Genomic DNA, 15,051 nt, shown 5'->3' on the forward strand with positions numbered 1-15,051 from the left:
CAGCCGCGGCTCAGGCCTCGGCAGCGGACCGTGCCGCCGGGGTGGTGGCCGCCATGCGCAGCACGTGCAGCGCGGTTTGCTGCAGCTCGCCCAGGGTCAGGTGCTCGCCGCTGGCGTCATCCTCCGAGTAACCGGCCAGCACGGCGTCGTCGTGGCCGTCCGCGCGCTTCGAGGACCAGGTGACGCCGCCGGGCATGAGCACGTCCACGCCCGCACGCACCCGGGTGGCGGAGTCCTTCAGCTGCGGGAAGAGCGGGTCCGGCGCGTAGCGCATCCACCAGTCGGTGATCACATTGCCGCGGTATCCCCATTCGCCGCGCAGAATGGTGGTGACCAGGTCGTAGTTGTAGTGAGCCCACTGCCCATTGACCTTGTTGTAGCTGGTCATGATGTTGAGCGGACCCGCCTCCTGCACACAGATGCGGAAGCCGCGCAGGTAGATCTCCCGCAGCGCCCGGGCGGAGGCCCGCGAGTCGTTGTAGATGCGGTTGGTCTCCTGGCTATTGCAGGCGAAGTGCTTGGGGCAGGCGGATACTCCCTGCGACTGGATGCCGCGCACCACGGCGGCGGCGGCGAGTCCGGTCAGCAGCGGGTCCTCCGAGTAGTACTCGAAGTTGCGTCCGCACAGGGGGTCGCGGTGGATGTTCATGCCGGGCGCGAGCAGCACGTCCGAGCCCTTGCGGAGCATCTCCTGGCCGTGCAGCGCCGCCAGCTCCTCCAGCAGCGCCTCATCCCAGGTGGAGGCCAGGGCGGTGCCGCAGGGCAGCAGGCTGGCGTAGGCGGATACCCGGATCCCGGAGGGGCCGTCGGTGGTGATCACCGGGGGGATGCCGAGCGCGCGCAGATGCTCGGTAAGACCCCCGAAGGCCCCGGCGTTGCCCGGCGCGCCCAGTGGGGAATTCATCTCCACGTCGCCGTAGGCCAGTTGCGCGAGGTCCTCCACGTCCAACTGGGCCACGAATGCCTCCAGGGTGGCGCGTCCGGCGACCACGTCGCTGAACCGGATGCCGACGTCACCCGTGGGGGTGATCGCCTCCGGCAGCCGGGCCAGGATCCGCGCGCGCAGGTCGATCGCGGACGGGGGCACGCTCTCCCAGCCGATGCGGGCGCGTCCGTCACCGCCGTAGTTGACGGTCATGCGGTCGAACGGGGCCTCGGGGGAGGGGGCGAGGGCCTGCTCCAGCTGCTCGGTGACGGCCATGGCGTCGACGACGACGGCGCCCGCGTCGATCGTCTGCCGCACCGAGGTGCCCACGTACATCGGGTAGGCGCCGGCCTCAACCACCCAGGCGTGGGCGTGACCGGTCCTGCCGGAGTCGTCGAAGGAGGCCAGGCGGTCCCAGGGGAAGGAGAGCTCCAGCTCCTGGCTGTCACCGGGGGCGATCACATCGGTGCGGGTGAAGGCGACCAGTTCTCGGGCCGGGTGGGGCAGGGCGGCGTCGGCGGGTGCGCCGCGGTAGAGCTGAATCACCGTGGAGCCGGGGCGCGGGCCGGTGTTCCTGACCCGCACCCGCACGACGACGTCGGCGTCCGGGGAGGGAGCGGCGTCGTCCAGGCGGGCGCCGGCCAGATCGAAGGAGGTGTAGCCCAGGCCGTGCCCGAAGGGGAACAGCACCCGCTCCGGGGCGAAGGTCTCGAAGTACCGGTAGCCGACGAACACGTCCTCGGCGTAGTTGTTGAACTCCTTGCCCCCGTAGTTCGCCGCCGAGGGATAGTCCGCGTAGGCTCGGGCGATGGTGTCGGTCAGGCGGCCGCCGGGCTCGGCGGCCCCGATGAGCACGTCGGCCACGGCCCGGCCGCCCTCCATGCCACCGGGCCAGGCCAGCAGCAGGGCGGACACGCCCAGTTCCTCCGCCCAGGACAGGTCCATGACATTGCCGGAGTTCACGATCACCACCGTGCTCTCGAAGTGGTCGGTGACCCGCTCCAGCAGGGTGCGCTCGGTGTCGGTGAGGTAGTAGCCGCCGGGCTCCAGCACGTTCTCCCGGTCCTCCCCGGCGGCGCGGCCGACGACGACCACGGCGGCGCGGGCACGCGAGGCGGCCGCGGCGACCAGGTCCTCGGAGACCTCCATCTCCGGATAGAAGCGCGGCCAGTTTCCCCATTCCTCCGCGGGTGGCTCCTGGGACGCGCACCACTGGCGGTACACGGACGCCAACTCCGCGTCTACGTTGACACCCTGCTCCACCAGGCTGCCCAGCAGGTTGGTGGTGTAGACGGCGTTGACGTCGCCGCCCGAGCCATAGCCGACGGCGAACCAGTCGATCTGGACCCGGCCGAAGACCGCCACCGGCTCGGCGGGGGAGAGCGGTAGGACGCCGTCGTTGGTGAGTAGGACCGTGCCCGCGGCGGCCGCTCGGCGGGCCAGGTCCGCGAGCCGCGGATCGTAGGAGCGGTCGGCGTCGGCGGCAGCACTGGTGAAGCCCTGGGCGACCTCGTTGGTGGTGTTGGCGGTCATGGCGGTTGCTCTCCGTGAAGGCGGGCGGACTGCGTTGTCGGAGAAAGCCTAACCGTCCGAGTGTTCGGCGCGACAGGCGCGTTCGGTGCCCTCCTCGGCAAGCTCCTCCTCAAGCTGTTCCAGGCCGGTCTTGGTCGACAGCGGAATCGGCCTGAACAGGACGGCGATGGCGGCCGCGAGCAGCAGCACCGGGGCCAGGGAGAGCAATACGGGGGCGAGTGCGTGATGGTAGGCGTCGATCACGGCGGCACCGGTGGCCGCGTTCAGGCTCCGGGCAAAGGCCGGAGTGATAGAGGCGGCCTTCTGCGAGTCGAATCCCAGGGCGAGCAGGGACGCGGTCAGTCGGCCGGTGAACAGCACGCCTACGATCGTGTTGCCGATCGACACCCCGATCTCCCGGAAGAAGTTGTTGGTGGAGGTGGCGGTGCCGAGCATGGAAGCCGGCAGGGCGTTCTGAATGACCAGGACGCTCAGCTGCAGGAACATGCCGATGCCGATCTCGAGGATGAACACCGCTACGCCCGTCCAGGCCACGTGGGTGTCGGCGGGAAGCAGCCCCAGCATGGCCATGCCGGATGCGGCCAGAAGTGATCCCATGATCGGGAAGGGCTTGTAGCGGCCGGTGCGGGTGACCAGCATGCCCGACAGGAGCGAGCCGGTGAACATGCCGACGCTGCCGGGAACCAACAGCAGGCCGGACATGGTGGCGGAGACGCCGTGGACCATCTGCAGGTAGGTGGGCAGGTAGCCGTTCATTCCGAACATGCACGCGGCCATGAGCACCGAGACCACGGTGGCGATGATGAAGGTGTGGTTTGTGAGTACCTGCAGCGGCAGAATCGGGTCGGCCGCCCGCCGCTCCACGGGGACGACCGCCGCCCAGGAGGCCAGAGTGACGCCGATCAGACCCAGAATCACGGGGCTGTTCCAGGCGTACGTGCTTCCGCCCCAGGTGGCGATGAACACGATTCCCGCGGCGCCGATGCTGGTCAGTGCCAGCCCCGCCCAGTCAATGCTGAAGGAGGAGCTGCGTCGGGGCATGCGCAGCGCGATGGCCACGGCCACCCAGGCGAACAGGCCGAAGGGCAGGAAGAACCAGAAGATCCAGCGCCACCCCAGCCAGTCGGAGAGCCAGCCGCCCAGGAGCGGGCCGAGGATGGCGGCGATGCCGAACATTGCGCCCATGGGGGCCATGTAGGTGCCGCGCACGCGCGGCGGGATGATGTCCCCGGTGATGGCCTGGGAGCAGATCATGAGGCCGCCGCCGCCCAGTCCCTGGACGAAGCGGAAAACGGTGAACTCAAACATGTCGGTGGCCAGGCCGCACAGTGCGGATCCGCCCACGAACAGGGCGATGGCCAGCAGATAGAGCTGCTTGCGACCCACCAGGTCGCCGAGCTTTCCGTTGATCGGCATGGCCAGGGTCTGGCCGAGTGTGTAGGCGGTGATAGCCCAGGACATGTGCGCCACGCCGCCGAGGTCACCGATCACGGTCGGAAGTGCGGTTGCCACCACCGTGTGGTACATCGCGGTGAGGAACTGGACCGTCATCAGGCAGATGTAGACGACCCAGAACCGCCGGTCGGGGCGGAAGGTCATGCCCTCGACGGCGCCGGAGATCGCCTGCGCGTCTGCATGCTCGCTCGCCGCTGCGCCGGGTGTGGGGGAACTGCTCATGGCCTTGCATCTCTCCTCACGACGCGCCAGGTGGGGAGGGGTCCGGAATGGGAAGGGTGCGCCGTGCAACAAATTCTGGCAAACGGGCGGAGGGTATGAGAAATGCATCGGGGTGAGGCGTTGTGCACCTTCAGGCGTGGATGGGCTGACTGGACGCAGGATAACGATAGGGTATCGAATGGTGGTAGTGGCTTCTGATAGTTGGCTGCGCGATGAGAGCTGGCTAACATTGTCGAGGTCATCTAGTCGACGCGCGTCGACAACGGGTTCCCATATGACATGGACGTCATGCCCGCAGGTGGCGTTTCAAGGAGGAAAACATGGCATCCAGGCTTCCCAGGCGCCGTTTCATTCAGGGCTCCGCCGTCGTCGCGGCCCTTTCGGCCGCGGCCGCCTGCTCCGGCAGCGGCTCGGGCGGAGGCGGCTCCGCCCCGTCGGCTGCCTCGGCCGCAGACTTCACCGGCACCGGCCCGATCACCTGGGTTCAGGGCAAGGACAACTCCGACGGCAAGGTGCAAGCACGCATCGATGAGTGGAACGAGCTCTACCCCGATGAGAAGGTGACGCTGATCGAGCTCTCGGCCGAGGCAGATCAGCAGCGCCAGTCGCTCATCAACAACGCGCAGACCCAGTCCGACGCCTACGACGTCATCTCGATCGACAACGTGTGGGTGGCCGAGTTCGCCGCCAACCAGTGGGTCGTGCCTCTGCCCGAGGATGATCTGAAGAACGACGACATTGTGGAGTCCGTCTGGCAGACCGGCCTTTACATGGATCGTCTGTACGGAATGCCCTTCGCCACGGACTCCTCGATCATGTTCTACCGCAAGGACTTCCTCGAGGAGGCCGGCGTCGAGGTCCCCACCACCTGGGACGAGGTCAAGTCCGCCATCGACGCCGTGCGTGCCCTGCCGGGGCACGAGAAGATCGGCGGATTCGGCGGCCAGTTCGCCAAGTACGAGGGCCTGACCTGCTGCGCCAGCGAGTTCATCAACACCGCGGGCGGCTCCTTCTACGACGACGAGGGCAACGTCACCATCAACTCCCCGGAGGCCATCGCCGGCCTGCAGGTGCTGATCGACGGCTTCAAGGACGGCTACATCCCCAAGGAGGCTCTGGAGTGGAAGGAGGAGGACGGCCGCAACGCCTTCGAGTCCGGCGACCTGCTCTTCTACCGCCAGTGGCCCTACCAGTACGCCAACAACATGGCCGCCCTCGGGGAGGAGAAGTTCGGCGTCGCTGCGCTGCCCACCATCGACGGCAAGGACTTCGTCCCCACCCTGGGTGGGCACAACTGCGGTATCTCCGCGTATTCGAAGAACAAGGCGACGGCGTTGAAGTTCGTTCAGTGGTGGACCAGCCAAGAGTCTGAGAAGTACGCGCTGGAGACTCAGACCCTCGCGCCCATCCTCGGCTCGCTGTACGAGGACTCCGAGATGCTCGAGCAGTTCCCCTACCTGCCCACGCTGCGCGAGTCCCTCGACTCCGCCAAGGGGCGGCCGAAGGCCGTTTCCTATGGTGATGTGACCGCCGCGATCCAGGACGCCCTCTACCCGGCGGTGCAGCAGCAGGTCACGGCAGAGGAGGCCATCAGCAACCTGGAGACCGCGCTCAAGGCCCTGTCCTGAGACGCGGTCGGCACGCCATTCTCACGGATTCGTGGCCTGCTCCACCGGTGGGGCGGGATACCCCTCCCGCCCCACCGGAGAGCGCCACGGGCTCAAATAGTAGAGACGACACAAGCAATGAGCGCTAACACCTACGTGCCGGACGTGAACCGCCGGTCCAAATCCAGTCGGGCGCAAGCACGCCTGGCGTGGCTGCTGATCACCCCGACGATCCTCGTGCTGACGATCGTCATCATCCTCCCCGTCTTCCAGTCCTTGCGGCAGTCCCTTTACGGCAAGGCCGGGCTCGATCCCGAGACCGGATTCGTATCCGACGTCGAGCCCTTCGTGGGACTGGGCAACTACACCGCCATCTTCACCGACGCCGGGTCCCGCTTCTGGACGGCCGCCTGGAACACCACCCTGTTCGGCGTGGTCACCGTGGTCCTGGAGACCATCCTCGGCGTGGCAATGGCGCTGATCATGCACCGGGCCATGCGCGGGCGCGGATTCGTCCGTGCGGCCATCCTGGTGCCATGGGCGATCCCCACCGCCGTCTCCGCCATCCTGTGGGGCTGGATCTTCAACCAGAACGGCGTGGCCAACGCCATCCTGGGACAACACATCATGTGGGCCTCGGGCAACGCCACCGCCAAGCTCGCCATCATCATCGCCGACGTGTGGAAGACCGCCCCCTACATCGGGCTGCTCACGCTCGCCGGGCTGCAGGTCATCCCAGACGAGGTCTACGAGGCCGCCAAGATCGATGGAGCGAACGCCTGGAAGCGGTTCACCCGGATCACGCTGCCGCTGGTCAAGCCGGCGCTGGTGGTCGCGGTGCTGTTCCGCGCCCTGGACGCGCTGCGCATGTTCGACCTGCCCTACATTCTCATCGGTCCGCGCAAGGGGTCGGTCGAGACGATCTCCATGCTCGTCCAGGACGAGGCCTCCAACCTGCGCTACGGCTCGGCGGCCGCGTACGCGCTCATCCTGTTCCTGTACGTGTTCATCTTCGCCTTCGCCTTCACCCGGATCACCCACGCCGACCTGGGGGCCACCGCCCCGCGCAGCGGCGGCAGGCGGGGGCGCAAGCTGCCCGCCACCGTCTTCCTGCCGCGACGCAGCCCCTCCGCCGTCGGGGCGAGCGGCGCCGAGCCCAATGAGAGGAGCGCGTCATGAGCGCGGCAACTGCGTCAACACCGGTGGTGCGACCCCGGAGGAAGATCGACTGGGCCGGCGGCCTGTCGACCTTCGGCATTGTGCTCATCGTCATCTACTGCCTGGCCCCGTTCTACTGGATGCTCGTGTCCTCCCTGCGGCCGGACACCGAGATCTTCGAGAACACCTGGTGGCCCAGGCACGTCTCCTTCGAGAACTACCAGGCCGTGTTCTCCGCCAAGAACAACTTCGGCCAGGGCCTGATCAACTCACTGATCGTCTCGATCGTGGTCACCGTCGTGGCCCTGGCGATCGCCACCTTCGCCTCCTACGCACTGGCCCGGCTGGACTTCCGCGGCAAGGGCGTGCTGCTGCTGGTGGTGCTGGCCACCTCAATGTTCCCGCTGGTGGCCATCATTGTGCCGCTGCTGAAGAACTTCTCCGCCTGGGGCTGGATCAACACCTACCAGGCGATGATCATCCCGGACCTGTCGTTCTCACTGCCGCTGGCGGTGTGGAACCTGACCAGCTTCTTCCGGCAGATGCCGCAGGAGCTGGAGCAGTCCGCCATGGTCGACGGCTGCACCCCCGGGCAGGCCTTCCGCAAGGTGATCCTGCCGATCGCCGCACCCGGCATCTTCACCACCGCCATCATCATCTTCATCGGCGCCTGGAACGAGTTCCTGGTGGCAGTGACGATGATCAACAACCCGGTCATGCAGCCGGCCACCGTGCTGCTGTCGAAGTTCACCGGAGCCTCCCAGTTCAACACCCCATTCGGTTCGCAGATGGCCGCGGGTGTGATCATGACCCTGCCGCTGGTGGTCATGGTGCTGATCTTCCAGCGCCGCATCGTGGCCGGCCTGGCTGCCGGCGGGCTCAAGCAGTGACGCGGACGGGGCGGGTGCGCGGCGTCTGCGCACCCGCCCCGCGCGAGTGTTTTTTGCCCTGTCCTAGTTTATGTACCATCCACCCGTGCCCGGGAGCCGCCGTTTCCGGGCCTCGACCCGTTCCAGGACCAGAGGACCCCATGACCTCGCTCGCTCCCATCGCCGTCGTGCGCAACGACCAGGAAGCCTGGTGGCGCGACGCCGTCATCTACCAGATCTACCCCCGCTCCTTCGCCGACTCCGACGGCGACGGCCTGGGCGACCTGCGTGGCATCACCTCCCGCATGGACCACCTCGCCGCCCTGGGAGTCGACGCCATCTGGCTCTCGCCCTTCTACCCCTCCCCGCAGGTCGACGCCGGCTACGACGTCGCCGATTACTTCGACGTGGCTCCCGAGTACGGCACGCTGGCGGACTTCGACGCGATGGTGGCCGCCGCCCGCGCCGTCGGGATTCGGGTGGTCATCGACCTGGTCCCCAACCACTCCTCCGACCAGCACGCCTGGTTCCGCGCCGCGCTTCAGGCCGGCCCGGGCTCTCCCGAGCGCGAGCGCTACCTCTTCCGCCACAGCCCGGACGGCCCGCCCAACAACTGGGGCAGCCTGTTCGGCGGCTCCGCCTGGACCCGGGTCCAGCCGCTGACCGGCAGGGCGGAGGATCGGGACTGGTGGTACCTGCACCTGTTCGCCGCCGAACAGCCGGACTTCAACTGGGAGCACCCGGAGGTGCGGGAGATGTTCCGCGAGTTCCTGCGCTTCTGGGCCGGGCGGGGCGTGGACGGCTTCCGCGTCGACGTCGCCCACGGCCTAGTCAAGGCGCCCGGCCTGCCGGACGACGCCCTGGGGGAGGACCGGTGGCGGGGAATCGCGGTGGACGAGGACGGGGCCGCCATTCCCAAGACCGCTGACAACGGCCCCATGTTCGACCAGCCCGGAGTCCACGAGATCTACCGCGACTGGCGCGGTGTGCTCAATGCCGTCCGCCCCGACATCCTGCTGGTGGCCGAGGCCTGGGTGGACCCGCCAGAACAGATGGCCAAGTACGTCCGCCAGGACGAGATGAGCCAGGCCTTCAACTTCGACTACCTCAAGTCCCCCTGGCGGGCGCCGCACCTGCGGCGGGTCATCGACTCCTCCATGGACGCCAACGCCGCCGTCGGCGCTCCCACCACCTGGGTGCTGTCCAATCACGATGTGGTCCGTCACGCCACCCGCTTCGGATACGCCCCGGGGACGGAGCCGGACGACGGCATCGGCGCCGGGGACCCCCAGCCGGACGCCGCCCTGGGACTGCGGCGGGCCCGCGCCGCCACTCTGTTCGCCCTGGGGCTTCCCGGGAGCATGTACCTGTTCCAGGGGGAGGAGCTCGGCCTGCCCGAGCACACCACCATGGATGACGCCGCCCGGCAGGACCCGGCCTGGCTGCGCACCGGCAAGCAGACGCGTGGGCGGGACGGGTGTCGGGTGCCGCTGCCCTGGGCGGCCGCCGGGCCCGCCTGCGGCTTCAACAGCACCGGGCGGACCTGGCTCCCGCAGCCGGAGGGCTGGGGCGCCTATGCCCCCGCCGTGCAGGAGAAGGATCTCCACTCCACCCTGGCCATGTACCGGCGGGCCATCGCCGCCCGGCGCGAGTGGCGCCTGGGGCGCGGCGGCGTCGCATGGCTGGAGGACCTGCCCGAATCGGTGCTCGCCTTCCGCAACGGCGAGGTCACCGTCGTTATCAATATGGGGGACGAAGACGCAGTACTCCCCTTGACGGGCACGGTGCTGGTGCAGTCTTGGAACGGGAGTATGGGCGGCCGCCTGGATGCCGTCACCGTTCCGGCGAACACCGCCCTCTGGCTGGCCGCATGAGCTGACACCGAGCGGGGCCGCCCCACAGGTCCCGAAAGGAGGAAGCATGGCCACCCGCGCCGATGTCGCACGCCTGGCCGGGGTCTCGCCGTCAACCGTCACCTATGTGCTGACGGGGCAGCGGCCCACAACCCGCGCCACGCGGGAGCGGGTGCAGCGCGCAATCGATGAGCTCGGTTACCGGCCCAATCGGCACGCCTCCGTGCTGGCGGCCCGCTCGGTGCGCACGGTCGGGGTGCTGTTCCGGATGCAGCGCTCCGGCATTGACGCCAACGACCTGGAGTACATCGAGGGCCTGCGCGAGAGCGTAGAGCCGCTCGGCATCCAGGTGTTCGTGCCCGTGGGGCGGCGCTACAGCCATCTGGCGCTGGAGGGGCTGGTGCGATCCCGGGCTTTGGACGCGGCCGTGCTCATGGACGTAGCTCCCGACGACGAGCGTGAGGAGTACTTGTTGGGGCAGGGCGTGCCGACCGTGCTGATCGGCACCTCGCACCGCTCGGGCGGCGCGCCCGGGGTGGACGCCGATTTCGAGCAGATGGCCGACCTGGGCGTGCGCCACCTGCTCGACCTGGGACACCGCCGCATCCTGTTCCTCATGCGCGACGTGCACGCCGACCGGTCGAATGCCTACACGGCGCAGAGCCGCGCGGTGCGCTCGGCGGCCCGCAGGCACGGGGTGGCGGCGGTGTTCCGCACCTGTCCCGACAATGTCATAGCCGGCGCCCGCGAGGTGGAGCCGACCGGGCTGCCCGAGGGCTGCACCGCCGTCGTCTCCAACAATCCCCATGCGCTCGAGGGGGTGATCGCGGCGGCGTGGGCGCGGGGCCTGTCCCTGCCGGGGGATCTGTCCGCCGTGTCGGTCGGCCTGACCGTGGCCCGAGCCCAGACCGGGGACCTGGTGACCGAGGTGGGGGTGGACCGTCCGGCGCTCGGCCGCAGAGCCGGCGCCCTGCTGCTGCGATCCCTGGAGGGCGACCCCGTCTCCGGCGTGGAACTGGTCGCCCCCCGCCTCATCGACCACGGGTCCACCGCCCCGCCGCACCCCGTCTGATGCGGGGGCCGGCCCAGGTGAGGCGTCGAGGCCGGTCGCGGTGACGACCGGCCTCGACGGGGACGCGAGCGGGAGGCGCCGTAGCGGGCCCACGCGGACCGCTCAGGCGACCTCGCTGACCGCGGCCAGGAGCTCCTCGGGCACGCCCACTGCGCGCAGGCCGCCGATGAGTGCGCCGCCGGTGGCGCCGGAGCAGACCACCGCCCAGGCGCGGTCCTTGGCCGGGTAGGACATCTGGGCGGGCTCGAGGATGCGGAAGACCTCGTCTGCCAGCGCAGGCGGCTGCATGCTCACTCCCGACAGCTCGAGCACGACGCGGTCGGCCGGACGCACCGCGCCCAGGGCGACGTCGAGGCCGCCGCCGAGCGTGAAGCCGTCGGCCTCGCGCACGCTCACCGGCGCCTCGGCGCCATTCACCCGGGCCGTGACCCGGCCGCCGACGGACAGCAGGTGCACGGTGAGCTCCCGCTCGGCGGGGACGACGCCGTGGGGGCCCTCCTGACTGATCTCCAGACGGGCCGATCCGGAGGCCTCATCCCAGGTCAGGGTGAAGCGAGTGCGCACCACGGTGTCGGGCCCGGGTTCGGCGGAGCCGTCGTCCTCCTCAAGGATGAACTCGCCGTCGGCGCCCGGCACCACCACCACGGACAGGTGGCGGGGGTTGTCCCCGGCCGGCTCAGAAAGATCCTCGGCCCCCACGATCACCGAGCCGGCGCGCGCCAGCACGGGCACCTGCTCCAGGCGCCGAGACAGCGTGAGGATGCGGCCGTCGGCGGCGTCGGCGTCGTAACGGCGTCCGGTCGGCAGGTCGAACCAGGTGCCCTGCGGCAGCCAGGCCTCCTCACGGGCCAGGGTGGAGACGGCGTCGGTGGGGCGGGTGATCGGCATGATCAGCAGGTCCCCGAACAGGAACTCGTTGCGGTTGTCGTATGACCCCATGCGCCAGGGGAAGTCGTGGTAGACGGGCCGCACCGGGCCAATGCCCTCGGTGTGCGCCCGCCGGGCCCAGGTGTACAGGTAGGGCACGAGGCGGTGTCGTAGCCGTAGGTAGGCGTTCATGGTCGCCCGGGCGTCGCGGGAGTAGCGCCATGGCTCCTTGGAGTTGAACACCGACATGGTGGAGTGCATGCGGTTGATGGGGGAGAAGCAGCCCAGCTGGACCCAGCGGGCCGCCATCTGATCGTCCTTGACGCCGAGCATGTGTCCGCCGATGTCATTGGACCACCAGTAGTAGCCGATGTTGGCGGAGGTGGCGGTGAACTCCGGCTGGAAGCGCAGCGAGTCCCAGGTGGTGACCGTGTCCCCGGAGAAGCCGATCGGGGTGCGGTGGCTGGAGGCGTCGGCGAAGCGCGAGAAGGTGATGGGACGGCGCCGGTAGGGGGCCTGGCCGGGACCGCCGGGGCGTTCGCGGCCGGAGTCGAGGTAGTGGACGTGGTTGAGCATCCACAGTGGGTCCAGGCCTGGGATGTCCGTGGTACCGCCCTGCTGCCAGTCCAGCCACCAGAAGTCGACGCCCTGCTCCTCGAGGTTGTGGTGGGCGTGCTCCAGGTAGGCGGCGGTGAATGCCTTGTCCCCGATGTTGAAGGGAATGTCCGCGCCCTTCTCGGGATCCATGCCGAGGGCGCGGGCCATGGGCGCGTAGGCGTCCTCGTGGCGGCGCACTCCCATGGCCGGGTGCAGGTTGAGCGTCACCTGCATGCCGCGCTCATGCAATGCGGCCAGGAAGCGCTCCGGATCGGGGAACAGCTCCCGGTTCCAGGTGTAGCCGGTCCAGCCGTTGCCGATCGCGGGATCGATGTCCACCAGGTGCCAGTCCATGTCGATGACGGCCACCGAGAACGGCAGTTGCTCCTCGGCGAACCGATCCATCAGGGCCAGGTAGGAGTCTGCGGAGTACCTGTGGTAGCGGCTCCACCAGTTGCCCAGCAGCGCGCGCGGGATCAGCGGGGTGGGGCCGGTCAGGGCGAAGAAGTCCCGCAGGGCCGAGCGGTAGTCCTGCCCGTAGCCGAAGAAGTACAGGTCCTGGTCGGGGGTGTCGTCGCCGTCGGCGTGCGGGCGCGGGCGCACCCACTCGTCCTCCTGTATCAGCAACGAGCCGGAGTCGTCTATGACGGCGTGCCCGGTGATCGACAGCAGGCCCGGTTGCACGTCGGTGGCGCCGTCCACGGTGTCGAGCGTGCGGATGGTGCCGCCCAGGTTGGTGCGGAAGGCCTCCTGCGGATCCCACTGCTCGCCGTGTCGCCAGGTGCCGCCGTGCACGCCGATGACGGCGGTGCGCAGGGCGACGCTGAGCCCGGAGCGGGTGAAGCCGCGCGAGGGCTGGTAGGTCAAGTGCAGGTGCTCGGTGATGATCTCGAGGCGGTCCTCGCGGCGGCGTACCTCGAAGTCGGGGACCGGGCCGAGCTGACGGGAGACCACCAGCTGGGTGGCGGCGTCCACGAAGTCGCCGGTGCGGGAGTACTCCATGCGGATGAGCCGGGAGGTCAGCACCGTGAAGCGGTAGTCGGCACCCGTAACGACCGCGTCGGCGGGGGCGGGGGCGGGACGCGGCCGGTCGGCGCCGGAGGAGAGGGGAGAGGTCATGGATGGCCTTTCGGGGGAGTGCTGGGCGGTTGACGGGCTGATCCGCCGGGAGGTTTTGCGATAAACCCAAGCATAGTGCACTCAGGTGCTAGACGCCGCCGGGCGACTGTGCTGTGCAAGAATCCTGTGCGGCGGACCCGGAGCGACGGGCTCGCGAATGTCGACCCGGTAGGAGGCCCCAGTGGCGACGCTCAAGGATGTTGCGGCGCGAGCCGGGGTGAGCGCCATGACGGTCTCCAACGTCATCAATGGCCGCACCGGCAAGGTGTCCGCGCCCACCATCGCCCGCGTGCAGGAGGCCATCTCCGCGTTGGGCTACGTGCCCAGTGCCGCGGCCCGCTCCCTGGCGGGCTCCTCCCGGATTCTTGCCCTGGTCTATGAGGCGCAGCCGGGTCGGCCCGCGCTGGAGACGGCGCATGAGGCCTTGTTCGTGGGCGTGTGCGAGCAGGCGGCGCGCGCCGAGGGCTATGCGCTCATGCTGTGCGGCTCCTCCAAGGCCGAGGACACGGTTGCGCAGCTGCGCTCATGGAATGTTGCCGGGGCGATCGTCATGGCCACTACCCGCATGCCTCCCGGAGACTTCCTGGACCGTTCCGGCGTTCCCGCGGTCTTCATCGATGCATACCGGGAAACGGGGGAGATCTCCTACGTGAACGTCGACGACGCCGGGGGCGCGCGGATGGCGGGGGAGCGGCTCGGGCGCGCCGGCCACCGCCGGGTGGCCTTCGTCGGCCCCACGACCGGCATTCCCGGGGTGGTGCGCGAGCGGTTGCGCGGCCTGCGCGAGGGGCTGGCCGCTCACGGAGGCGGTGTCGAGCGAGAGGACGTGCTGCGCGCGGAGGTCGACTTCGATGAGGGCGTCGCCGTCGCGGGTCGGCTCGTGGACCGGATGACGGCCGTCTCCGCGGTCTTCGCCTCCGGCGACGTGCTCGCCCTCGGCATCGTCATGGGGCTGCGCCGGGCCGGGCGGAGAGTGCCCGAGGACGTATCCGTGGTCGGCTTCGACGGACTGGCCCTGGCCGGCTATTCGGACCCGCCGCTCACCACCGTGCGCCAGCCGATACGGGACAAGGCCACCACCGCGGTCGCCTACCTATTGGAAGAGCTGCGCAGCGGCGACGGCGCCCCGCGCCAAGTCGTCCTCCCGGTCTCCTGGCAGGCGGGAGGAACGCTCGGCCAGGTGACGATTCACGATAAGCGGTCCATGACGGAGCTGTAGGACTGCCTGCTCGGCCTGGGCGAATGCGTGCCAACTAGGCGCGGAAATGCGCAGAACATCACCGGAGGGGGTTATCGGCGCGAGCGTGGTGCTTTGGGCCGGCGTGTCGGGGGAGGCGTGCTGCCGGCCTCCTCGGTTTGGACCGCTGTCCCCCTGTTTGGACCCCGAGCGTCTGTTTGGACCGTCGTTGCGTGCGGCGTGGGCGGTGTGATGTCTCAGGACATCGGTGACAGTTTTGTGTCAGGACATCGGTGACAGTTTTGTGTCAGGACATCGGTGACAGTTGGTGTGTCAGGACATCGGTGACAGTTCTGGGTCTTGTGGGGTGTGGTGGTGGTTGGTGCTGGTTGGTGGGGTTGGGTGTGTGTGGGTGGAGACGTAGCGGGTGCCGGGTGCGGGCCAGGGGTACTGGGCGAGGACCTCGCCGTCGGTGGTGGTGATGATGATTGTGTCGGGGTTCCAGTCGATGATGGCCTGGCTGCCGGCGTGGGCCTTGGAGGCCAGGAACGTGATCGAGGCCAGGTTGACGGTCCCGTTGGCGCCGACGCGTACCTG

The 15,051-nt window shown here is 69.1% G+C and carries 10 protein-coding genes; 6 read left to right on the forward strand and 4 right to left on the reverse strand.

What is annotated here, in order from left to right:
* Window positions 1-10: 10 nt before the first annotated feature.
* Complete coding sequence (locus tag BLR49_RS09500) at window positions 11-2,458, reverse strand: glycoside hydrolase family 3 C-terminal domain-containing protein (protein WP_092536912.1); 2,448 nt, start codon at window positions 2,456-2,458, stop codon at window positions 11-13.
* Between the two features lie 48 nt (window positions 2,459-2,506).
* Window positions 2,507-4,135 carry an MDR family MFS transporter gene (locus tag BLR49_RS09505; RefSeq protein WP_218121343.1) on the reverse strand — a complete coding sequence of 543 codons (1,629 nt, stop codon included), beginning with the start codon at window positions 4,133-4,135 and terminating at the stop codon, window positions 2,507-2,509.
* Between the two features lie 320 nt (window positions 4,136-4,455).
* Here BLR49_RS09505 and BLR49_RS09510 point away from each other — a divergent pair, with 320 nt between their 5' ends.
* The 5 genes from BLR49_RS09510 (at window position 4,456) to BLR49_RS09530 (ending at window position 10,694) form a co-directional block, all read left to right on the forward strand.
* Window positions 4,456-5,763: an ABC transporter substrate-binding protein gene (locus BLR49_RS09510; RefSeq protein ID WP_092536915.1), complete on the forward strand. Its 1,308-nt coding sequence runs from the start codon at window positions 4,456-4,458 to the stop codon at window positions 5,761-5,763.
* Window positions 5,764-5,880: 117 nt separating this feature from the next.
* Window positions 5,881-6,921, forward strand: a complete 1,041-nt coding sequence (locus BLR49_RS09515; RefSeq protein WP_092536918.1) for a carbohydrate ABC transporter permease — start codon at window positions 5,881-5,883, stop codon at window positions 6,919-6,921.
* Window positions 6,918-7,790: a carbohydrate ABC transporter permease gene (locus BLR49_RS09520; protein ID WP_092536921.1), complete on the forward strand. Its 873-nt coding sequence runs from the start codon at window positions 6,918-6,920 to the stop codon at window positions 7,788-7,790. Before BLR49_RS09515 ends, BLR49_RS09520 begins: the two co-directional genes overlap by 4 nt.
* Before the next feature lie 140 nt (window positions 7,791-7,930).
* Window positions 7,931-9,643, forward strand: coding sequence for a glycoside hydrolase family 13 protein (locus BLR49_RS09525; RefSeq protein WP_092536924.1), 1,713 nt, complete (start codon window positions 7,931-7,933; stop codon window positions 9,641-9,643).
* 46 nt (window positions 9,644-9,689) lie between these two features.
* Window positions 9,690-10,694 (forward strand): LacI family DNA-binding transcriptional regulator, encoded by a 1,005-nt coding sequence (locus BLR49_RS09530; RefSeq protein ID WP_092536927.1) that lies wholly within the window; start codon window positions 9,690-9,692, stop codon window positions 10,692-10,694.
* A 102-nt stretch (window positions 10,695-10,796) separates the two neighbouring features.
* Here BLR49_RS09530 and BLR49_RS09535 read toward each other — a convergent pair whose 3' ends face one another.
* The gene (locus BLR49_RS09535) at window positions 10,797-13,277 is read right to left on the reverse strand and encodes a glycoside hydrolase family 31 protein (protein WP_092536930.1); all 2,481 of its coding nucleotides are present in this window, start codon (window positions 13,275-13,277) and stop codon (window positions 10,797-10,799) included.
* A gap of 181 nt (window positions 13,278-13,458) precedes the next feature.
* Between BLR49_RS09535 and BLR49_RS09540 the strand changes: the two genes are divergently transcribed.
* Window positions 13,459-14,496: a LacI family DNA-binding transcriptional regulator gene (locus tag BLR49_RS09540; RefSeq protein WP_143013742.1), complete on the forward strand. Its 1,038-nt coding sequence runs from the start codon at window positions 13,459-13,461 to the stop codon at window positions 14,494-14,496.
* A gap of 291 nt (window positions 14,497-14,787) precedes the next feature.
* Here BLR49_RS09540 and BLR49_RS13290 read toward each other — a convergent pair.
* A partial coding sequence (locus tag BLR49_RS13290) for a hypothetical protein (RefSeq protein ID WP_218121344.1) occupies window positions 14,788-15,051 on the reverse strand: 264 nt, incomplete at its 5' end.

The sequence above is a fragment of the Actinomyces ruminicola genome (assembly GCF_900103885.1).
Classification (GTDB): Bacteria; Actinomycetota; Actinomycetes; order Actinomycetales; family Actinomycetaceae; genus Actinomyces; species Actinomyces ruminicola.